Genomic DNA, 18869 nt, shown 5'->3' on the forward strand with positions numbered 1-18869 from the left:
GGCCGGTGCCGCGCTGGGCGGGCCGGATCGGCGTCGGCCTGCTGGCCGCGCTGCTCGCGCTCGTCACGTTCGGCGCGGCCGTGCCGGGCCGCACCGACCCGATCCCCGGCGGCATCGCCCGCTTCGACACCGTCGAGTCCTCCGGGCGCGAGCTGGGCCTGCTGATCAGGGGTACGGACCGCAGCGCTCCGGTGCTGCTCGTGGTGCCCGGGCCGCCCGGCGGCTCGGAGATCGGCTCGGTCCGTCGCCACCTGCCCGAGCTGGAGCGCCGATTCGTGGTGGCCGTGTGGGACCGTGCCGGCGGGCCACGCTCCTGGTCGGGGTTCCGCGCTCCGTCTGACTGGCGCCTGGACGACGAGGTGGACGACCTGGTCGCGGTGGCCCGGCACCTGCGGGAACGGCTGGGCCGGGATCGGATCCACCTGGTCGCGCACTCCGGCGGCACCATCGCCGGCCTGCTCGCCGTGCGACAGCACCCGGAACTGTTCGCCGCGTACGTCGGCGTCGGGCAGGTGGTGAGCCTGCGCGAGGCCGACCGCAGTCAGTACTCCGACACCGTGGCCTGGGCCCGCCGCACCGGCCGGACGGCGCTCGCGGACCGGATGACCGCGCAGGGTCCGCCGCCCTACCGCGACGTCTGGGCGTACGAGCCGTTGCTGACAAACGAGGCCGGCGCCTTCCCGGTCGACCGGGAAGGCGCGAGCGAGGACGAGACCGGGACCGTCGGCAACCTGGGCGTGTCCGAGTACAGCCTGCTGGAGAAGGTGCACCTGTTCGGTTTCCTGGACGGCTGGGACGTGCTCTACCCCCGGTTGCAGGAGATCGACTTCCGGCGTGACGTGCGGCAGCTCGCGGTGCCGGCGTACTTCGTGGACGGCGCGCAGGAGGTGCCGGGCCGGCTGCGCCTGTTCGACGAGTGGTACGCGCAGCTCCAAGCGCCGCGCAAGGACCATCTGGTGATCCCGCGTGCCGGGCACCGTTCGATGTTCGAGCGGCCCGAGGCGTTCCTGCCGTACCTGGAACGCCTCGGGAGCGACGGCGGCCCGGGCGGCAACTAGGCAGGAGGCCACTCGGACAGGTGCCGGCAGGGGGGCCGGTCAGGGGCGGCGCGGAGTCACGGATACCTGCTCGGCGATCGCGACGACCTGGCCGGCGGAGAGCCGCAGCGGCGCCTGCAGGTTGACCACGGCCCCGCCGGGCACCTCGGCCTGCAGGAACCAGAGCTCGTCGGTGCGGATCAGATGGGCTTCCCGGCCGCCCACCGTGACCCTTCGCTCGTCCCGGGCTCCCATCACGGTGCGCAGCAGGTCCGGGTCACGGCGCGGCACCACCTGCACGGTGAGCGTCTCGTCGGGGGAGTCGCCCCGCAGGGTAAGGATGGTGTCGTCCTTGAACATGGCGACCCGCCAACCGCGCGGCGCCAGCCGCACCCGCAGCGGCACCTGCTGCGGCTCGTCGACGACGTGCTCGGCCAGCCGGAGCAGCGCCGCGTCGTCGGCGAACATGCCGTGGCCGGTCAGCGTCACCCACTGACCGGGCCTGCGCTCCCACGACACGACGAGCCGACGCGGTCCGCCGGGATTCGGCTCCTCGTACATCTCGGCCGGGCGGCCTGCGACGGCCACCGGACGCGACGTCTTCGTGATCCGTGCCGGTGCACTGTCCCAGACGAAGAGGTGGACGTCGTCGGTGGTGCTGCGGGACAGGTACACGGCGAGGAACTGGCCCGGAGCGTAGCTGTAGCGAGGTGGGCTCAGCGTCGCCGGCCGCGACCGCAGGGTCAGCGGAAACTCCGGGATCGTCGCAGCCACCAGGGTCAACGGCTCCGCCGATCGATCGAGCGGACGTACCGCGAGGCCGACGCCCGCCCCGGCTACCACCGCGGCCGCGGCGGCCACCAGGAGCGTCCGCCGCCGCAGCGGCGGGACGGTCCGGCGTACGGATGCGGCGGTGAACTCGCCGGCGAGGCGTTCCCTCGCGAGGCGGAGCGTCTCGGTGGACGCTTCCGGGGCATCCGGCCCGTGCGTCCGCAGCAGGTTGATCTCGTTCATGTCGGCTCCTCGATGGCGAGCGCGAGTCGGGTGAGTCGGCGGGCACGGTGCAGGCGGGAACGGACGGTGCCGAGCGGGATGTCGAGCACGGCGGCGATCTGCTCGTACGACAGGTCCGCCCACGCGGTGAGCAGCAACACGTCCCGGTCCCGCCGGTGCAGCGAGGCCAGCGCCAGGGCCAGGTCCCGGCGTAGGGCGCCGGCGTCCAGCCGGTCGATCGCGTCCTCGATCACCGGCGGTGCCACCTCGCCGGCGGCGAGCCGGGCCAGCGCGCGGTAGCGGCGTTCCTCGGTCCGCACGTGCCGGCGCACGAGGTTGGTGGCGATACCGAACAGCCACGGCCGTACGCCGACGTCCGAGGTGTAGGACGCCCTCCGCCGGAATGCGACCAGGAAGGTCTCGGCCAACAGGTCGTCGGCCGGCGGGCCGATGCGACGAGCCAGATAACGGTGCACGGGGACGGCATGCCGGTCGAACAACGGCCCGAACCGCTCCGGCTCCGCGACGGACGCGCGGATCACGTCGTCGTCCGAGGGCTCGTCGGGCGGCCCGACCCCGGGATGTCCCCGCTCGTGGGCCTCGGCCCGGTGCATCTTGTTTGTCACACCCGTTCATGCCCGGTCGGCGCGGACCGGTTCACGGCGGAACCGCACCGGTCTTGGTGTCCCTCCCGGACAGCCGGCGCGACGGGAGGTACCAGCGTAAGCACCCAGGCGCCGCGCGAGGGTACGGGAGGCCACTCCGTAGACTCCAGCGGTGCGTGACGAGCCGGCCGACCGGCCCCTTACCGAACCGCACCCGTCGCGGCTGTCGCCGGATCACCCCGGACGGGAACGGATCCTTGCCGCGCACGCCGCCGCGCTGGCCGCCGGGGAGGCCGGCTACCTGGACCCGGAGACCGGGCTGTTCGTGCTCAGCGCGGGATTTCTCGCCCGGCGTGGCACGTGCTGCGGGCGAGGCTGCCGGCACTGCCCGTACGTGGCCGATTAGGGGGCTTCCGTCCCCGCTGGGGCACGCCGTACGGTGTCCGACGGAACTCCGGCGGGTCGAACCCGCCGCCGACCGCGGAGGTCTCCCGTGCGTGCCCGATTCTGGCTGGCCGTTCCGGCCGTCCTGCTCGCCGCCGGCTGCGCCGACGAGGCGCCCACGGCGGCCGGGCCGCCGCCCCCGCCTCCGCCGGTCCCGGTCGCGGCGGCGTCCTCGGGCGGGGCGTGCCGGCTGCTCGACTTCGCGGTGATCGCCGAGCACACCGGCGGCACGTTCGACGTGGCGGCGGCCACCGAGCGGGGCGACACCCACACCTGCGTGGTCCGCGCCGCCGGGGCGGTGCTGCCGGAGCTGACGCTGTCGGTGACCGAGACGTCGATCGACGCCGCCACGTTCGCCCTGGACGTGCAGCCCAGCGGCGCGGCGAAGATCAGCAAGCTGGGCAAGGCCGCCTACCGGCGCACGCTGCCCAAGACCGCGAAGTCCGGGCCGGCCGCCGAGGTCGGCTGGCTGGCCACCGAGGGGCGGCTCGCCACGCTGCGCTGGACCGCCCCGACCGGCACCGCGAAGGCGGAGGCGGACAAGACGGCCGGCAAGCTGGTCACGCTGGCCAAGGTGATCGACACCCGGCAGCTCTGACCGGGAGCCGCGTCAGCGGGCCGCGACGAACACCCGGGACGCCACCTCGCGGGGCAGCCGGACCCGGTCACCGGAGCGGTCGATGGAGACGGCGTCGCGTTCCTGCGCCACCGTCACCGTCGCGCCCGGGTCGACGCCGGCGGCGTGCAACTGCCGGAGCACGTCCGAGTCGGTCTGCACGCTCTCGCAGATCCGCCGCACCACGACAGTGCCGGACAGGCCGGGGAACGCCAGGTTGCGCTCACCCTCGACCGCGTCGGCGGGCAACTGGCCCGGGTCGCCCAGCTCCTCCAGGCCCGGGATCGGGTTGCCGTACGGCGAGCGGGTCGGGCGGTTGAGCAGGTCGAAGACCCGCTTCTCCACCGCGTCGCTCATCACGTGCTCCCACCGGCAGGCCTCCTCGTGGGCCTCCTCGTAGGGCATCCCGATCACGTTCACCAGCAGCAGCTCGGCCAGCCGGTGCTTGCGCATCACGGACACGGCGGTGTTGCGGCCCTGCGGCGTGAGGGTCAGGTGCCGGTCGCCCTCGACGGTGAGCAGGCCGTCGCGCTCCATGCGGGCGACGGTCTGGCTGACGGTCGGGCCACTCTGCTTCAGCCGCTCGGCGATGCGGGCACGAAGCGGCGGCACCCCCTCCTCCTCGAGTTCGAGGATGGTGCGCAGGTACATCTCGGTGGTGTCAACAAGGTCGTGCTTCACGTCTGCGGCCTCCTGGGCTCCGATGGTACCCGTTACCACCGACCATCGACGGAGGCGAAGCCGGAGGTGGCGCGCCGAATGGTGTTGACTGGACCGTATGTCCGCCACCGCAGACCTGCTGGTCGAGCCCGACCGGCTCGCCGCCGAACTCGATCACGCCGACCCGCCGACCCTGCTCGACGTCCGCTGGCGGCTGACCGGCCCGCCCGGGCGCGACGACTACGCCGCAGGCCACCTGCCCGGCGCCGTCTTCGTCGACCTGGACACCGAGATGTGCGGACCGCCCGGCGGCGCCGGGCGGCACCCGCTTCCGGACCCGGCGGCGTTGCAGGCCGCGCTGCGGGCCGCCGGCGTCCGCACCGGTCATCCGGTGGTCGTGTACGACGGCGACGGCATGTCCGCCGCCCGCGCCTGGTGGACGCTGCGCTGGGCCGGGCACCGGCAGGTGCGGGTGCTGCATGGCGGCTTCCCGGCCTGGACGGCCGCCGGGCTGCCGGTCGACACGAGCGTGCCCGCCCCGGCGCCGGGCGACGTGACGGTGGCGCCTGGGGCGCTGCCGGTACTCGACGCCGCGCAGGCCGCCCGGCTCGCCGCCGCCGAACCCGGCGTGCTGATCGACGTCCGGGCCGCGCCGCGCTACCGGGGCGAGCACGAGCCGGTCGACCCGGTCGCCGGGCACGTGCCGGGCGCGGTGAACGTGCCCGCACCGGAGTACGTCACGCAGGGCCGGTTCCCCGACGCCGGTGCGCTGCGGGAGCGGTTCGCCGCCGCCGGGGTGGACGCGGACGCGCCGGTCGGTGCGTACTGCGGCTCCGGGGTGACCGCCGCGCAGGCCGTGCTCGCGTTGCACCTGGCCGGTCGCCCGGACGCCGCGTTGTACGTCGGTTCGTGGAGCGAGTGGGTGGCCGACCCGGACCGTCCGGTCGCGACAGGTGGCACGTCCGGCCGGTGAGCGTACGACTGGTGGGCGCGTCCCGGACCACGTGCGACGATGGCCGCATGGCCGACGACACGGTGGTGGTGTGGGACGAGGCTCTCCTCGCTTACGACATGGGCGACCATCCCCTCGACCCGGTCCGGGTCGAGCTGACCATGGCGCTCGCCCGTGAACTGGGTGTGCTGGACCGGCCCGGCGTACGGCTGGTCAAGCCCGAGCCGGCCGACGACGCGCTGCTCACCCGCGTACACGATCCGGCCTACCTGGACGCGGTCCGGGCCGCGCCGCGTGACCCGCTGTTCGCCGGCTTCGGTCTGGGCACCTCGGACAATCCGGTCTTCGACGGGATGCACGACGCGAGCGCGCTGATCGCCGGCGCCACGACGGCCGCCGCCGAGGCGGTGTGGCGCGGCGAGGCCCGGCGCGCGGTCAGCGTCGCCGGCGGGCTGCACCACGCCATGCCCGCCCGCGCCGCCGGGTTCTGCGTCTACAACGACCCGGCCGTGGCCATCGCGCGGCTGCTCGACCTCGGCGCGCAGCGCATCGCGTACGTGGACGTGGACGTGCACCACGGCGACGGCGTGCAGGAGATCTTCTACCGCGACCCCCGGGTGCTCACGATCAGCCTGCACGAGACGCCGCTCGCATTGTTCCCCGGCACCGGGTTCCCGGACGAGACCGGCGGCCCGGGCGCGGAGGGCACCGCTGTGAACGTGCCGCTGCCCCCGGGTGTGGGTGACGCGGGCTGGCAGCGGGCGTTCCACGCGATCGTGCCGTCGGTGCTGCGCGCGTTCCGGCCGCAGGTGCTCGTCACCCAGTGCGGCGCCGACGGGCACCGCAAGGATCCGCTGGCCGACCTGCACCTGTCGGTGGACGGGCAGCGGGCCACGTACCGCTCGCTGCGGGCGCTCGCCGACGAGCTGTGCGACGGTCGCTGGGTCGCCACCGGCGGCGGCGGGTACGCGCTGGTCGAGGTGGTGCCCCGGGCGTGGACGCACCTGCTCGCGATCGCCACCGGTGAGCCGGTCGACCCGGCGATGCTGACCCCGCCCGGCTGGCGGGAGCTGGCCGCGCGGCGGCTACCCGGGCACGACGTGCCGCTGCGGATGACCGACGACGTGGACCCGTCGTACCTGCCGTGGCAGCCCAGCGGCGAGCCGAACGCGGTGGACCGGGCCGTCGCGGCCACCCGCAAGGCCGTCTTCCCACTGCTCGGGCTCGATCCGCACGACCCGCGCGACTGAGCCGGCGGCAGGGGAGGACCGACCGGTGACCACCGTCGAACAACCGCTGGACGTGCTGCTCAGCGACGGCACGACCGTCCAGTTGCGACCGATCCGTCCGGAGGACGCGCCCGAGATCGTGGCCATGCACGGCCGTTTCTCGGAGCGCACCCGATACCTGCGGTACTTCTCGCCGTACCCGCGCATCCCGGAACGCGACCTGAAGCGTTTCGTCAACGTCGACCACCGCGACCGGGAGGCGTTCGTGGTGCTGGCCGGCGAGCGGATCGTCGCCGTCGGCCGCTACGAGCGGCTCGGCCCCGCCTCGCCCGAGGCCGAGGTGGCGTTCGTCGTCGAGGACGCCTACCAGGGCCGGGGCATCGGCTCGGTGCTGCTGGAGCACCTGGCCGACGCGGCCGGGCGCCACGGGATCGTGCACTTCGTCGCCGAGGTGCTCCCGGCCAACGGGACGATGCTGCGGGTCTTCGCCGACTTCGGCTACCAGGTCCAGCGCCAGTACGCCGACGGCGTGGTGCACCTGAGCTTCCCGATCGCGCCCACCGAGGCGACGCTTGCGGTGCAGCGCGGCCGGGAGCACCGCACCGAGGCCCGGTCGATCGCCCGGCTGCTCGCGCCGCGTGGCATCGCCGTGTACGGCGCCAGCACCACCGGCCAGGGCGTCGGCGCGGCGCTGCTCGGGCACCTGCGCGACGGCGGCTTCGCCGGGGCGATCGTGCCGGTGCACCCGAGCGCGGCGACGGTGGCGGGGCTGCCCGCGTACCCGTCGGCGGCCGACGCCGGCCAGGACGTCGACCTCGCCGTGGTGGCGGTCCCGCCGGACGCGGTGACCGACGTGGTGCACGACGCCGCACGCGCCGGCGCGCACGGGCTGGTGGTGATCTCGGCCGGGTTCGCCGAGTCCGGCCCGGCCGGCGCGGCGGCGCAGCGCGCGCTGGTCCGCGCCGCGCACCTGGCCGGCATGCGGGTGGTCGGCCCGAACTGCCTCGGCGTCGCCAACACCGACCCGGCGGTACGCCTCAACGCCACGCTCGCCCCGGTGCTGCCCGCGGCGGGCCGGGTCGGCGTGTTCAGCCAGTCCGGCGCGTTCGGGGTGGCGCTGCTGGCCGAGGCGTCCCGGCGCGGGCTCGGCCTGTCCAGCTTCGTGTCGGCCGGCAACCGGGCCGACGTGTCCGGCAACGACCTGCTCCAGTACTGGCAGGACGACCCGGCCACCGACGTCATCACGCTCTACCTGGAGACGTTCGGCAACCCGCGCAAGTTCGCCCGGCTGGCCCGGCGCATCGGCCGCAGCAAGCCGGTGGTGGCACTCGCCTCGCTGGCGCGGCCGCCGGGCGTGGGGGAGGCACCCGCGCTGGACGCGGCGGCGGTGAGCGCGCTGTTCGCCCAGTCCGGTGTGATCCGGGTGGACACCGTGTCCGAACTGCTCGACGTGGGTGTGCTGCTGGCCCACCAGCCGCTGCCGGCCGGGCGGCGGGTCGCGGTGGTGGGCAACTCGTCGGCGCTGACCGGGCTGGCCGCGACCGCCTGCGCCGCCCAGGGACTGGCAGTAGCCGACGGCTACCCGCAGGACGTGGGGCCGAGCGCCGGTGCCGCCGCGTACGCCGCCGCGCTCGGTGACGCGGTGGCCGACGAGCGGGTGGACGCCGTGGTGGCGGTGTTCGCGCCGCCGCTGCCGGGCCAGCTCGCCGACCCGGTGGCCGACTTCGCCGCGGCGCTGCCCGACGCGAAGGTCACCGGCAAGCCGGTGGTGGCGACGTTCCTGGCCGGGCTGGTGCCGGCCGGGGTGCCGGCGTACCCGAGCGTGGAGGAGGCGGTACGCGCGCTGGGCCGGGTGACCGCGTACGCGGACTGGCTGCGCCGGCCACCGGGCGTGCTGCCGGAACTGGCCGACGTGGACCGGGCGGCCGGGCACGCCGCGCTGCGCCCGGACGGGGCCGACTCGGCGGCGTTGCTGCGCGCGTACGGGATCGACGTGGTGGACTCGGTGCCGGCCCGCTCGGCCGAGGAGGCGGCGGCGGTGGGGGAGCGGCTCGGCTGGCCGGTGGCGCTCAAGGCCGCCGCCCCCGGGCTGCGGCACCGCCTCGACCTCGGCGCGGTACGCCTCGACCTGGCCGACGCCGCCGCGCTGCGCCGCGCGTACGCCGAGATGGCCCCGGTGTTCGGCGCGGAGGTGCTGGTCCAGCCGATGGTCGCGCCGGGTGTGGCGTGCGTGGTGGAGCTGGTGGAGGATCCGGCGTTCGGGCCGGTGGTCGGCTTCGGGCTGGGTGGCGTGGCGACCGAGCTGCTCGGCGACCGGGCCTGGCGCGCGGTCCCGCTCACCGACCGGGACGCCGCCGAGCTGGTCGACGAGCCCCGCGCGGCGCCGCTGCTGCGCGGGCACCGGGGCGCCGCGCCGGTGGACCGGGCGGCCCTGGTCGACCTGCTGGTGCGGGTCGGCCGGCTCGCCGACGAGCAGCCCCGGGTGCGGTCGCTCACGCTGAATCCGGTGCTGGCCCGGCCGGACGGCATCTCGGTGCTGCACGCCACCGTGCGCACCGGCGCCGAGGCCGCCCGCCCGGACACCGGCCCGCGAAGGTTGTAGACCTCAGCCGCGCGCGGAGATCTGCTGCACCGACCACTCGTTGCCGTCCGGGTCGCGGAAGAACACGAAGCCGACGTTGTCCAGCGGGTGCGGCACCGGGTACGGGTTCTGGCCCATCACCTGGATCTCGCTCACCTCGACGCCCCGCTCGACCAGTTCGGCGCGCGCCCGTTCCAGGTCCGGTACGACCAGTTGCACGCCCTTGAGCGAGCCCGGTGGCATCTCCGGTACGACGCCCCGGCCGAGGACGATCGAGCAGCCGGAGCCCGGGGGAGTGAGTTGGACGATCCGCCCCGCGCCGCCCAGGTCCGTGTCGTGGTCGAGGACGAAGCCGAGCCGTTGCGCGTAGAACTCCTTGGCCCGGTCCAGGTCGGAGACCGGTATGACCACCACTTCCAGCGTCCAGTTCATGTCGTCGCTCCTGTCGTCGAATCGGTGTGCAGCACTGCCGCGAGCCGGTCGAACGCCTCGCTCAGGCCGCGGGTCATCGGATAGCGCAGGACGGTGTCGCGGCCCTGCGCGGTGGCGTACCGCAGGTGGGTGACGACTGTCGTCCGGTCCGCCGAGCCGGTGAAGTCGTGGCGGACGAGTGTCTCGCCCGGATAGGACTGGTCGTCGAAGAGTTCGGTGCAGACCAGTCGCGCGGGCGGGTCGACCTCCCGGTACGTGCCGCCCTGGCCCATCAGGTCGCCGTCCGGCCCCCGGGAGACGAACCGCCACCGCCCGCCCACCCGCAGGTCCACCTCGCACTCGACGAGGTGCCAGCCGCGGGCGCCCCACCAGCGGACCAGCAACTCGGGGCGGGTGAAGGCGGCGAACACGAGGTGGCGCGGAGCGGCGAAGTCGCGGCTGAGCCGGATCTCCCGGTCGCCGGGCAGGCTCACGGTCAGGCCGGTCACCGCTGCTCCCCGGTGGTCAGTTCGGCGAGCACCTCGTCCAGTCGCGCGTAGCTCTCGGCCCAGTAGTCCCGGTAGTCCGCCAGCCACGCGACCGCCTCCCGCAGCGGCCGGGCGTCGAGCCGGCAGGGACGGCGTTGCGCGTCCCGGCCCCGGGTGACCAGGCCGGCGCGTTCGAGCACCTTGAGGTGCTTGGAGACGGCCGGCTGGCTCATCGCGAACGGCTCGGCCAGTTCGGTGACAGTCGCCTCCCCGGCGGCCAGCCGGGTGAGGATGGCGCGCCGGGTGGGGTCGGCGAGCGCGGCGAAGGTGGCGTCGAGCAGATCCGCGGACACGTTCATAACCTCCTGGTTGTGTAACCAGTCGGTTGTATACGGTGGGAGCGTCCAGGTCAAGCACGACAGGCCCCGGCGAACCGCCGGGGCCTGTCGGGGCAGGGATGGATCAGCAGGCGTACGCCTCCAGCCGGTTCGCCCGCTCCGGGTCGCGCAGCTTGAGCAGCGTGACCTTCTCGATCTGCCGGATCCGCTCCCGGGACAGGCCGAACTCGCGGCCGACCTCGTCCAGCGTGCGCTGCCGGCCGTCGTCCAGGCCGAAGCGCAGCCGGATCACCGCCTGCTCCCGCTGGGACAGCGTGGCCAGCACGATGCGGACCTCGTTGCGCAGCTCGCCGTTGGTGGCGGCGTCGCCCGGCTCGGTTCGCGGGTCGACGGCGGCGACGAAGTCGCCGAGCGCGCTCTCGCCGTCCTCGCCGACGGCCTGGTCCAGGCTGACCGGCTCCCGGTCGTAGGAGATCAGTTCGATCACCTGGAACTCCGGGATCTCCAGCGCCGTGGCGACCTCGCTCACAGTGGGCTCGCGGCCCAGCGTCACCGACAGCTCGCGGCGTACCCGGACCATCCGGTTGACCTGCTCGACCATGTGCACCGGGATGCGGATGGTGCGGGCCTGGTCGGCCATGGCGCGGGTGATGGCCTGGCGGATCCACCAGGTGGCGTAGGTGGAGAACTTGTAGCCCTTGGTGTAGTCGAACTTCTCGACGGCGCGGATGAGGCCGAGGTTGCCTTCCTGGATGAGGTCGAGGAAGGCCATGCCGCGACCGGTGTAGCGCTTGGCGATGCTCACCACCAGCCGCAGGTTGGCCTCCAGCAGGTGGTCCTTGGCGGCGCGGCCCTCGGCCGCGATCAGCGCCAGGTCCGCGCGCAGCTCGGCGGAGACGGGGGTGCAGGTGGCCAGCTTCTCCTCGGCGAAGAGGCCGGCCTCGATCCGCTTGCTCAGCTCGACCTCCTGCGCCGCGGTGAGCAGCTTGGTGCGGCCGATGCCGTTCAGGTACGCCCGGACCAGGTCGGTGGAGACGCCGCGCTCGTCGGTGGCGTCGAGGTCCGTGAGGGTGACGTCCATGTCCTGGTGCTCGATCATCTGCTGGGTCATCTCTGTTCTCCCCGTGTCCGACGTGCCTACCGGTCCCGTGCCGCCCACGCGGTGGTGGCCGATGACAAACAGCTTGGCGGTCGGGGCGTGAGACGGGAGTGAGGCGATCGGGGACCCGACAGGAATCCACGTGGGAATCCGGCATTCCCTTGCCCGGCGCGGTTACCGTGCCACCGACCGGCCGTCGGGGCCGGCCCGGCACTGACGATCGGAGAACGTGGTGGTCTTCAAGCGGCTCATGCAGGCGATGGGTGTGGGCGGACCGTCGGTGGAGACGGTGCTGGCCAACCCGAACTGCCGCCCGGGCGGCGTTCTGGAGGGCCGGATCCAGGTGGTCGGCGGTGACCACCCGGTGGACGTGAGCTACATCGCACTCGGCCTGGTCACGCGGGTCGAGGTGGAGAGCTCCGACAGCGAGTACGACGTCAACCAGGAGTTCGGCCGGGCCCAGATGACCGGCCCGTTCCGGCTGGAGCCGGGGCAGCGTCACGACGTGCCGTTCCGCTTCCAGGTGCCCTGGGAGACCCCGCTGACCGACCTGTACGGCCAGCACCTGCACGGCATGACGATGGGTCTGCGTACCGAGCTGGAGGTGGCGCGGGCGATGGACAAGGGTGACCTGGACCCGGTGGCGGTGCACCCGCTGCCGGCCCACGAGCGGCTGCTGGAGGCGCTGCTGCGGCTGGGCTTCCGCTTCGCCCGTGCCGACGTCGAGCGCGGACACATCTACGGCCTGCACCAGCAGTTGCCGTTCTACCAGGAGATCGAGTTCTACCCGGCGCCGCAGTACGCGGGCGCGATGAACCAGCTGGAGGTCACCTTCGTGACCGATCCGCGCCAGGTCCACGTGGTGCTGGAGCTGGACAAGCGGGGCGGCCTGTTCACCGAGGGCCGCGACGCGTTCGGCCGGTTCACCGTGGATCACGCGACCGCGGACCACACGGACTGGGCCGCCCAGCTCGACGGCTGGCTGCGGCAGTCGCTGTCCCGCCGGGGCCTGTTCTTCTAGAGGTCGAGCACGAGGGTCCGGGGACCGACGTTGACGCTCTCCACCAGCATGTGGGCGCGGAACCGGCCGGTCTCCACCTTCGCGCCCCGGGACCGCAGCTGCTCGACCACGGCGTCCACCAGGGGTTCGGCCACCTCGGCGGGAGCGGCGGCGGTCCAGCTCGGCCGCCGGCCCTTGCGGGCGTCGCCGTAGAGCGTGAACTGGCTGACCACGAGCAGCGGCGCCCCGACGTCGGCGGCGCTGCGCTCGTCGTCGAGGATGCGCAGCTCGTGCAGCTTGCGGGCCATCGTGGCGGCCACCTGCGGGGTGTCGGTGTGGGTGACGCCGAGCAGCACCAGCAGCCCGTCGGAGATCTCGCCGGTCACCTCGTCGCCGACAGTCACCCGGGCCCGGCCGACGGTCTGCACCACCGCCCGCATCAGTCGGTCACCGGCTCGACGATGCCGCGCTCGACCAGGTGCGCCACGATCGGTCCGGCCGCCTCGGCCAGCTCGTCCGGCGCCACGTCGTGCGCGGCGGCCAGCAGGGCGAGCTGGTCGCGCAGCGGCAGCCGGCCGTCGGCGCCGCCGACCAGGGCGAGCACCAGCGGGTCGATCTCCTCCGACCAGCGCAGGCCGCGCGGCACGGCCAGGACCTGCCGGTCCACCGCCCAGCCGTCGTCGCCCATGGTGGCCTCCTGCCGGAGCTGGAGCCCTTCGGCGGCACGGTAGCGGGCGGCGAGCAGGCCCTCGGTGTCCCGGGCGCGCAGCCAGTCCTGCCTGGTGAACCACTCGCCGATCCGGTCGCCCAGCGGCGGCTCGACCCGCTGGCGCAGGTCCTCCACCCGCACGACCGGCTGGTCGTGGCCGGAGCGGCGCAGCGAGACGATGCCGAAGCCGATCGCCTCGACCTTGTGCGCGTCGAACCAGTCCAGCCAGGCCGCCATCCGCTGCGGGTCGGCGCTCTCGCCGACATCGGTGAGCCACAGGTTCACGTATGCCATCGGGTCGGCCACCTCGCGCTGGATGACCCAGGCGTCCAGGCCGGTGCCGGCGAACCAGCCGGTGACCCGCTCGGCCCAGTCCTCGCCGGTGACGTGCACCCAGTTCGCCAGGTACTGCATGGTGCCGCCCTCGGTGAGCAGGTCCGGCGCGGCGGCGGCCAGTTCCGCGCCGATCGCGTCGCCCACCCGCCCGGAGTCCCGGTAGACGTGCGTGGTGGTGCCCGGGCCGACCACGAACGGCGGGTTGCTGACCACCAGGTCGAAGTGGCGCCCGGCCACCGGGGCGACCATGTCGCCGCGCAGCAGCTCCCAGTCCTGACCGTTGAGCGCGGCGGTGGTGGCGGCGAACCGCAGCGCCCGCTCGGAGACGTCGGTGGCGGTGACCCGGCGGGCGTGGGTGCCCAGGTGCAGCGCCTGCACGCCGGAACCGGTGCCGAGGTCGAGCGCGGTGTCCACGACCGGGCGCACGGCGGCCGAGATCAGCGTCTGGGTGGCGCCGCCGATGCCCAGCACGTGCTCGGAGTGCAGCGGGCGCCCGGGCCGCGCACTGGCGGGCACGTCGGCGAGCACCCACCAGTCGTCGCCGTACGGCTCCAGGTCGACCCCGGCGCGCAGGCCGTCGCCGTGCCGCTCCACGATGCCCCCGGCCAGCGCCTCGTCCAGCGCCAGCGGAGCCAGCGCGTCGGCGACCGCCGCCTCCGGCTCGGTCTGGTCGCAGATGAAGACGCGGATCAGCGTGGCCAGCCGGTCCCGGTCCTCGGTGGCGCGCAGCGCGGCCCGGTAGTCGTTGCGGGCCACCGCGCCGGTGGTCTGCGGGCCCAGGCGGTCGGCGATCCCGTTGGCGGTGAAGCGGGCGAGCGTCAGCGCGGTGCGCAGCGCGTCGACCCCGGCGAGGGAGAGCAGCATGTCGTGACGGTCCACGTGCTCATCCTGCCTCGGGCGTCGTCCGGCGTGGCGCGCACCCGCCGATCCATAACGTGGACCGTATCTATCGGCAACTATCTCTTTCATGTTTGTCGATCTCTGGTTAGCATTCCTGCCAACATCCGTCGATGGGGTGATCCGGCCACAAACCGGGCTGCCCCGGTAGGGAGCCAGACGATGCCCGACGTGTCCCTTCCCCGGCGCCGCGCGCTGCGTGCGCTCGCCGTCACGGCCGCCGCCGCGGCCTTCGCCGCCGCCGCCTCCACGCCCGCTCTCGCCGCACCCACCGGGGAGATCCGGTACGCCGGTGCCGCCGACGCCGTCAGCGGCAGCTACGTGGTCGTGCTCAAGGGCGACGCGGTCGGCACCGCGAACACCCTCGCCGCCCGTACCGCCGTGCCGGACCGGGCCGCCGGCCTGGCCAAGCGCTACGGCGGCAACGTCGGCACGGTGTGGAGCTCCGCTCTCACCGGCTACAGCGCGAAGATGACCCCCGCCCAGGCGCGCCGGCTCGCCGCCGACCCGTCCGTCGCGTACGTCGAGCAGGACCGCGTCATGACCACCCAGGGCACCCAGACCGGCGCCACCTGGGGCCTGGACCGGATCGACCAGCGCAACCTGCCGCTGAACAGCACCTTCACCTACCCGAACACCGCCAGCAACGTGCGCGCCTACATCATCGACACGGGCATCCGCACCACGCACAGCGACTTCGGCGGCCGGGCCACCTGGGGCACCAACACGGTCGACACCAACAACACCGACTGCAACGGCCACGGCACCCACGTCGCCGGCACCGTCGGCGGCACCAAGTACGGCGTGGCCAAGGGCGTGCGCCTGGTCGCCGTCAAGGTGCTCAACTGCTCCGGCAGCGGCACCACCGCCGGCGTGATCAGCGGCGTCAACTGGGTCACCTCGAACGCGGTGAAGCCGGCGGTGGCGAACATGAGCCTCGGCGGCGGCGCCAGCACCACGCTGGACAACGCGGTGGCCAACTCGATCAACTCCGGCATCACGTACGCGCTCGCGGCCGGCAACTCCAGCGCCAACGCGTGCAACTCGTCGCCGGCCCGGGTCGCCTCGGCGATCACGGTGGGCGCCACCACCAGCACCGACGCCCGTGCCTCCTACTCGAACTACGGCTCCTGCGTGGACATCTTCGCCCCGGGTTCGTCGATCACCTCGGCGTGGCGTACCAGCGACACCGCCACCAACACGATCAGCGGCACCTCGATGGCGTCCCCGCACGTGGCCGGCGCGGCAGCGCTCGTCCTGTCCGCCAACACCTCCTACACCCCGGCTCAGGTGGCCAGCTACCTGACCAGCAACGCCACCACCGGCAAGGTGACCAGCCCGGGCTCGGGCTCGCCGAACCGGCTGCTCTTCGTCGTCAACTGACGACACCGGTGACCTGACCACACCGTGGGCCGCGGCCCGGTGGACCTCCCAAGGGTCCGCCGGGCCGCGTCACGTCGTCGGGGAGTCGCCGCCCCCGACCGGCGGGCGGCGCGGCACTATGGTCCCCATGACGCTGTCACTGCCCATCGACCCGCAGGCGAACGAACTGCTGGGCCGCAGCCCGCTGGCCCTGCTCCTCGGCATGGTGCTGGACCAGCAGGTGCCGATGGAGAAGGCGTTCTCCTCCCCGTACGTGCTGGCGCAGCGGCTCGGCCACGAGCCCGACGCCGCGGAACTGGCCGGGTACGACCCGGAGGCGCTGGTGGAGATCTTCGCCCGGCCGCCCGCGCTGCACCGCTTCCCCAAGGCGATGGCGGCCCGCGTTCAGGAGGTGTGCCGGGCGCTCGTCGAGCGTTACGACGGCGACCCGGCCCGGCTCTGGTCCGACGTGACCGACGGCCGGGAGCTGCTGCGCCGGGTGGGTGAGCTGCCCGGGTTCGGCCGGCAGAAGGCACAGATCTTCGTCGCGCTGCTCGGCAAGCGGTTCGGGATCACCCCGGACGGCTGGCGCGAGGCGGCCGGCGACTACGGCGACGCGGACGCCCACCGGTCGGTCGCGGACGTGACCGATCCGGAGTCGCTGCGCCGGGTACGCGAGTTCAAGCAGCGGATGAAGGCGGAGGCGAAGGCCGCGAAGGGCTGATCCGCCGCCCGCCGCCGCAACCGGCCCGCCGTCCCTGTCGTTTGTCGCCAGGACGGGGGACGGGGGCGGACGATGACCGAGCAGCGGGGCGGGGCGCTGCTGCGTACCGCGTCCAGTCCCGGGCGGGCCACCTTTCTGGAGCTCTTCTTCGACCTGGTCTTCGTGTTCGCGCTGACCCGGGTCTCCCAGCGGCTGATCAGCGGTCTGGACGGCTCCGCCGGGGCGGTGGCCGCCGACGTGGGCAGGACCCTGCTGCTGTTCCTGGTGCTCTGGCAGGTCTGGACGATCACCACCTGGGTGACCAGCCGGTACGAGCCGGAGCGCACCGTCATCCAGGTCGTCGTGGTCGGCACGATGTTCGGCAGCCTGGTGCTGGGCGTGACGCTGCCGCGCGCCCTGGAGGAGCGGGCGCTGCCGTTCGCGCTCGCGTACGTGGTGGTGATGGTCGGCCGGCCGCTGCTGATCTTGGTGGCGTTGCGCGCGCACCCGCGGCGCCTGGTGCCGCTGCGGCTGGCCGCCTGGGCGGGATTCAGCGCCCCGCTCTGGATCGCCGGCGCGCTGATGCCCGGTCCCCGCCTGGCGCTGTGGGTCGTCGCGCTGGCGGTGGACCACCTCGGCACGATTCTGGGCTGGCCGCTGCCGTGGATCGGGGCCTCGCGCATCCGGCAGTGGCTCGTCGCCGGGGAGCACCTGGCCGAGCGCTACCAGCAGATCTTCCTCATCGCGCTCGGCGAGTCGATCCTGGTGATCGGCGTGACCTACAGCGGGAAGGAGTTCTCCGGCGACGCGGCGGTGGCGTTCACGATCTCGTTCGTGATCACCGCGTTGCTCTGGCGGATCTACTTCTACCGGGCCGGTCACCTGCTCGCGGAGGCGCTGCGGGTGGCCGGCACTCCGGGGCGGCTGGCCGAGTCGGCGGCGCAGACCCACCTGTTCATGGTGCTCGGCGTGATCGGCGCCGCGGTCGGCTACGAGCTGGTCATCGCCCACCCGTACGACACGGCCCGGCCGAGCTGGCTGGTCTTCGTGGTGGGCGGCCCGGCGCTGTTCCTGGCCGCCCGCTCCCGGTTCGAGTACGAGATCTTCGGCCGGGTGTCCCGCCCCCGGCTGACCGGGCTGGTGGTGCTGGTGCTGCTCCTGCCCGCGCTGGCGGCCGTGCCGGCGATGTTCGCGCTCGGCGCGGTGGCAGTCGTGCTGGCGCTCGTCGCGTTCGCCGACGCCCGCCGGGCCTGGCACCGGCCGCCGGAGCCCTCCGCCTCGCCGATCGGGCGGGAGGCGCTCGACGAGGCAGGGCCCGAGGCGTGAGCCGTCAGGCTGCGGTCGGGCGGGACAGCGACGCCAGCGCGCGGCGCACGTCGGCCAGCGAGACGGTGGCCGAGTCGTCCAGGTCGGCCAGGCCGGCCTCGATCCACTGCCGCATCAGCGTGGTCACGCCGATGCCGCGCGCGTCGGCGGCGGCGCGGACCCGCTCGTACGTCTCCAGCGGAAGCCGGACCGACCGGCTGACCATCGGCACGTCGGTGTCGGGGGTGGGCAGCTGCGCCGGTGACGTGTCGTCGATCAGCTCGGCGAACGCGTCGCCTCCGGCGTGGAACCGCTTGGTCGCCTCGTCACGATGCATCGTGACCGCCTCCTCGTCGGCGTGATCTCCGCACCGCCTCGTCGTAGCGCTTGGCCTCGACGTCGCTCAGCTCGCGGGCGGAGAGGATGTCCCAGTCGTTGTCGGTGCCGTCGGCCTCGGCCAGCAGCACGGCGAGCCGCCGGCCCCGGTGGTCGGTGGCGTAGACCACCATCACGTCGTCACCGAGGTGCCGGATGACCCGGCGGTTGCTGTGCAGGGCCTCCCAGACTTCCCCGGGTGTGACGTCGTAGACCCGCAGGTTCGCCAGCGCCTCGTCGGTGAAGCTGAACCGGTTGGCCACGGGCGAAGCGTACCACGCACGTAACACGCGTCCGGCTGTCACGAATTTCGCCGATCATCCGTCCGGAGTGACAGGATGGGCCCTATCCCCTCGTAGGAGGTCCGTGGTGAAGCGTCAGGCGTACCAGCCGATACTGATCACCGACGCCCCGCGCAGCCAGGACGACCAGCTCAACAGCCGGCAGAAGCGATACGTGCTGATGATGGCCATCCGGGTCGCGTGTCTGGTGGCGGGCGCGATCCTGGTCGGCGCGAAGGCCCCACTGCTCTGGCTCTGGCTGCCGCTGTGCGCGCTCGGCATGGTGCTCGTGCCCTGGCTCGCCGTGCTGCTCGCCAACGACCGGCCGCCCAAGGAGGAGCACCGGCTGGCGAACCGGTTCCAGAACCGGCGCCGCGAGGAGCCCGCGCCCACCGCCCTCACCGCCGAGGAGAACCCGCACAAGATCATCGACGCCGAGCCCTGACCG

Annotated in this window: 22 protein-coding genes; 11 read left to right on the plus strand and 11 right to left on the minus strand. The window is 73.7% G+C overall.

The features are described 5' to 3' along the window. A partial coding sequence (locus tag AC2CHG_RS09065) for an alpha/beta fold hydrolase (RefSeq protein ID WP_484524538.1) occupies positions 1-1058 on the plus strand: 1058 nt, incomplete at its 5' end. Between the two features lie 39 nt (positions 1059-1097). Here AC2CHG_RS09065 and AC2CHG_RS09070 read toward each other — a convergent pair. Both AC2CHG_RS09070 and AC2CHG_RS09075 read right to left on the minus strand, forming a co-directional pair. Then, positions 1098-2051, minus strand: a complete 954-nt coding sequence (locus AC2CHG_RS09070; RefSeq protein WP_355507091.1) for a hypothetical protein — start codon at positions 2049-2051, stop codon at positions 1098-1100. Then, positions 2048-2644, minus strand: a complete 597-nt coding sequence (locus AC2CHG_RS09075; protein WP_484524547.1) for an RNA polymerase sigma factor — start codon at positions 2642-2644, stop codon at positions 2048-2050. The genes AC2CHG_RS09070 and AC2CHG_RS09075 overlap by 4 nt, the downstream gene beginning before the upstream one ends. 163 nt (positions 2645-2807) lie before the next feature. On the opposite strand from AC2CHG_RS09075, the gene AC2CHG_RS09080 reads away from it, so the two are divergent. Continuing rightward, on the plus strand, positions 2808-3041 hold the full coding sequence (locus AC2CHG_RS09080) for a DUF5522 domain-containing protein (RefSeq protein WP_262013563.1): 234 nt from the start codon (positions 2808-2810) through the stop codon (positions 3039-3041). 87 nt (positions 3042-3128) lie between these two features. Continuing rightward, entirely contained in the window at positions 3129-3677 is a 549-nt protein-coding gene (locus AC2CHG_RS09085) for a hypothetical protein (RefSeq protein ID WP_135238924.1), read from the plus strand. 12 nt (positions 3678-3689) lie between these two features. Here AC2CHG_RS09085 and AC2CHG_RS09090 read toward each other — a convergent pair whose 3' ends face one another. Next, entirely contained in the window at positions 3690-4376 is a 687-nt protein-coding gene (locus AC2CHG_RS09090) for an iron-dependent transcriptional repressor DtxR (protein ID WP_355507095.1), read from the minus strand. A 97-nt stretch (positions 4377-4473) separates the two neighbouring features. Here AC2CHG_RS09090 and AC2CHG_RS09095 point away from each other — a divergent pair, with 97 nt between their 5' ends. Genes AC2CHG_RS09095 through AC2CHG_RS09105 form a run of 3 tightly spaced genes read left to right on the plus strand, consistent with a single transcriptional unit; the run spans position 4474 to position 9138 of the window. Then, positions 4474-5328 (plus strand): sulfurtransferase, encoded by an 855-nt coding sequence (locus AC2CHG_RS09095; RefSeq protein ID WP_366620826.1) that lies wholly within the window; start codon positions 4474-4476, stop codon positions 5326-5328. Between the two features lie 47 nt (positions 5329-5375). Then, positions 5376-6557, plus strand: a complete 1182-nt coding sequence (locus AC2CHG_RS09100; protein ID WP_366620824.1) for an acetoin utilization protein AcuC — start codon at positions 5376-5378, stop codon at positions 6555-6557. A gap of 25 nt (positions 6558-6582) precedes the next feature. Then, positions 6583-9138: a bifunctional acetate--CoA ligase family protein/GNAT family N-acetyltransferase gene (locus AC2CHG_RS09105; protein WP_366620822.1), complete on the plus strand. Its 2556-nt coding sequence runs from the start codon at positions 6583-6585 to the stop codon at positions 9136-9138. A gap of 3 nt (positions 9139-9141) precedes the next feature. Here the strand turns inward: AC2CHG_RS09105 and AC2CHG_RS09110 are convergent, their stop codons facing one another. The 4 genes from AC2CHG_RS09110 to sigB form a co-directional block, all read right to left on the minus strand. Then, on the minus strand, positions 9142-9549 hold the full coding sequence (locus tag AC2CHG_RS09110; RefSeq protein ID WP_484524539.1) for a VOC family protein: 408 nt from the start codon (positions 9547-9549) through the stop codon (positions 9142-9144). Continuing rightward, positions 9546-10037 (minus strand): SRPBCC family protein, encoded by a 492-nt coding sequence (locus tag AC2CHG_RS09115; RefSeq protein WP_262013558.1) that lies wholly within the window; start codon positions 10035-10037, stop codon positions 9546-9548. Before AC2CHG_RS09115 ends, AC2CHG_RS09110 begins: the two co-directional genes overlap by 4 nt. Next, complete coding sequence (locus tag AC2CHG_RS09120) at positions 10034-10369, minus strand: ArsR/SmtB family transcription factor (protein ID WP_484524540.1); 336 nt, start codon at positions 10367-10369, stop codon at positions 10034-10036. Before AC2CHG_RS09120 ends, AC2CHG_RS09115 begins: the two co-directional genes overlap by 4 nt. Positions 10370-10478: 109 nt before the next feature. Beyond that, the gene (gene sigB, locus AC2CHG_RS09125) at positions 10479-11465 is read right to left on the minus strand and encodes an RNA polymerase sigma factor SigB (protein WP_355507104.1); all 987 of its coding nucleotides are present in this window, start codon (positions 11463-11465) and stop codon (positions 10479-10481) included. 220 nt (positions 11466-11685) lie between these two features. Between sigB and AC2CHG_RS09130 the strand changes: the two genes are divergently transcribed. After that, the gene (locus AC2CHG_RS09130; RefSeq protein ID WP_262013655.1) at positions 11686-12474 is read left to right on the plus strand and encodes a sporulation protein; all 789 of its coding nucleotides are present in this window, start codon (positions 11686-11688) and stop codon (positions 12472-12474) included. Here AC2CHG_RS09130 and dtd read toward each other — a convergent pair. Together dtd and AC2CHG_RS09140 are read right to left on the minus strand one after the other, a co-directional pair. Continuing rightward, positions 12471-12893 carry a D-aminoacyl-tRNA deacylase gene (gene dtd / locus AC2CHG_RS09135; RefSeq protein WP_262013555.1) on the minus strand — a complete coding sequence of 141 codons (423 nt, stop codon included), beginning with the start codon at positions 12891-12893 and terminating at the stop codon, positions 12471-12473. The genes AC2CHG_RS09130 and dtd overlap by 4 nt on opposite strands. Next, positions 12893-14377, minus strand: coding sequence for a DUF7782 domain-containing protein (locus AC2CHG_RS09140; protein WP_484524541.1), 1485 nt, complete (start codon positions 14375-14377; stop codon positions 12893-12895). Before AC2CHG_RS09140 ends, dtd begins: the two co-directional genes overlap by 1 nt. A 180-nt stretch (positions 14378-14557) precedes the next feature. Between AC2CHG_RS09140 and AC2CHG_RS09145 the strand changes: the two genes are divergently transcribed. From AC2CHG_RS09145 to AC2CHG_RS09155, 3 genes are all read left to right on the plus strand, one after another. After that, a complete protein-coding gene (locus tag AC2CHG_RS09145; protein WP_194802991.1) occupies positions 14558-15778 on the plus strand; it encodes a S8 family peptidase in 1221 nt (406 codons plus the stop codon). Positions 15779-15896: 118 nt separating this feature from the next. Then, positions 15897-16481, plus strand: coding sequence for an HhH-GPD-type base excision DNA repair protein (locus tag AC2CHG_RS09150; protein ID WP_135238934.1), 585 nt, complete (start codon positions 15897-15899; stop codon positions 16479-16481). A gap of 72 nt (positions 16482-16553) precedes the next feature. After that, positions 16554-17786 (plus strand): low temperature requirement protein A, encoded by a 1233-nt coding sequence (locus AC2CHG_RS09155; RefSeq protein WP_402811484.1) that lies wholly within the window; start codon positions 16554-16556, stop codon positions 17784-17786. A gap of 4 nt (positions 17787-17790) precedes the next feature. Here the strand turns inward: AC2CHG_RS09155 and AC2CHG_RS09160 are convergent, their stop codons facing one another. After that, on the minus strand, positions 17791-18102 hold the full coding sequence (locus AC2CHG_RS09160) for a hypothetical protein (protein WP_262013551.1): 312 nt from the start codon (positions 18100-18102) through the stop codon (positions 17791-17793). Beyond that, on the minus strand, positions 18092-18403 hold the full coding sequence (locus tag AC2CHG_RS09165) for a hypothetical protein (protein WP_262013550.1): 312 nt from the start codon (positions 18401-18403) through the stop codon (positions 18092-18094). Before AC2CHG_RS09165 ends, AC2CHG_RS09160 begins: the two co-directional genes overlap by 11 nt. A 106-nt stretch (positions 18404-18509) precedes the next feature. On the opposite strand from AC2CHG_RS09165, the gene AC2CHG_RS09170 reads away from it, so the two are divergent. Then, complete coding sequence (locus AC2CHG_RS09170; protein ID WP_013284780.1) at positions 18510-18866, plus strand: DUF3099 domain-containing protein; 357 nt, start codon at positions 18510-18512, stop codon at positions 18864-18866. Positions 18867-18869: the final 3 nt, after the last annotated feature.

Source organism: Micromonospora sp. ATLC20 (assembly GCF_057196585.1).

Excerpts from the sequence above, each read along its gene's own strand:
- AC2CHG_RS09070 (WP_355507091.1), bottom strand. The coding sequence starts at position 2,051 with ATGAACGAGATCAACCTGCTGCGGACGCACGGGCCGGATGCCCCGGAA.
- AC2CHG_RS09075 (WP_484524547.1), bottom strand. The coding sequence starts at position 2,644 with ATGCACCGGGCCGAGGCCCACGAGCGGGGACATCCCGGGGTCGGGCCG.
- AC2CHG_RS09095 (WP_366620826.1), top strand. The coding sequence starts at position 4,474 with ATGTCCGCCACCGCAGACCTGCTGGTCGAGCCCGACCGGCTCGCCGCC.
- AC2CHG_RS09100 (WP_366620824.1), top strand. The coding sequence starts at position 5,376 with ATGGCCGACGACACGGTGGTGGTGTGGGACGAGGCTCTCCTCGCTTAC.
- AC2CHG_RS09110 (WP_484524539.1), bottom strand. The coding sequence starts at position 9,549 with ATGAACTGGACGCTGGAAGTGGTGGTCATACCGGTCTCCGACCTGGAC.
- sigB (WP_355507104.1), bottom strand. The coding sequence starts at position 11,465 with ATGACCCAGCAGATGATCGAGCACCAGGACATGGACGTCACCCTCACG.
- dtd (WP_262013555.1), bottom strand. The coding sequence starts at position 12,893 with ATGCGGGCGGTGGTGCAGACCGTCGGCCGGGCCCGGGTGACTGTCGGC.
- AC2CHG_RS09145 (WP_194802991.1), top strand. The coding sequence starts at position 14,558 with ATGCCCGACGTGTCCCTTCCCCGGCGCCGCGCGCTGCGTGCGCTCGCC.
- AC2CHG_RS09150 (WP_135238934.1), top strand. The coding sequence starts at position 15,897 with ATGGTCCCCATGACGCTGTCACTGCCCATCGACCCGCAGGCGAACGAA.
- AC2CHG_RS09155 (WP_402811484.1), top strand. The coding sequence starts at position 16,554 with ATGACCGAGCAGCGGGGCGGGGCGCTGCTGCGTACCGCGTCCAGTCCC.
- AC2CHG_RS09160 (WP_262013551.1), bottom strand. The coding sequence starts at position 18,102 with ATGCATCGTGACGAGGCGACCAAGCGGTTCCACGCCGGAGGCGACGCG.